The sequence below is a fragment of the Actinoplanes palleronii genome, assembly GCF_016862315.1.
In the GTDB taxonomy this organism is placed as follows: Bacteria; Actinomycetota; Actinomycetes; order Mycobacteriales; family Micromonosporaceae; genus Actinoplanes; species Actinoplanes palleronii.
Window position 1 is genome coordinate 1 of record NZ_BOMS01000006.1, and the last position, 559, is coordinate 559.

The 559-nt window shown below is 74.2% G+C and carries 1 protein-coding gene; it reads right to left on the reverse strand.

The window, feature by feature from the left end:
- Positions 1 to 212 (reverse strand): hypothetical protein (locus tag Apa02nite_RS01530; RefSeq protein ID WP_203823484.1); only part of this gene is annotated, 212 nt, incomplete at its 3' end.
- Positions 213 to 559 lie beyond the last annotated feature (347 nt).

Consider the following 559-nt stretch of genomic DNA (forward strand, 5'->3'; position numbering starts at 1 on the left):
GGCGCGGCTCGGCGCGGCTCGGCGCGGCTCGGCGCGGCTCGGCGCGGCTCGGCGCGGCTCGGCGCGGCTCGGCGCGGCGAGGCGGCGCGGTGGGGCGGCGCGGGCGCGATCCACGAGGCTGGCGGCGTCAGCGGCCCCAGGATCAGGTTGTGCATGCGGCAGTCGCCCGCCACAAGGGCGCCAGCAGGCCGCAATCCCAGCAGCGCGTGCACACACCGCCCACCCCGGGGCTACAAACGCACGCAGTAGTTCATCGCGAACCCACACCGCCCCACCGACACCTCCCGCCAGCCGCGGACAAGCCTCGCCACCGGCCCGGCTGGCCCCCAGAGGTGCCACAACCCGCCTGAGACACCCCTCAGCACCAGCCAAGACACGACAGCTGGCGCCCAGAGGTGCCACAACCGGCCCGAGACACCCCTGAGCACCAGCCAAGACGCGCGGCGGCTGGCGCCTACGGCCGCCTCAACCGCGCCGAGACGACCCTCAACACCAGCCGGGATGCGACCAATGCCGCTCAGCCAATTTTGATCTCGGTGGGGCCCTGCGGCCTTGGAGT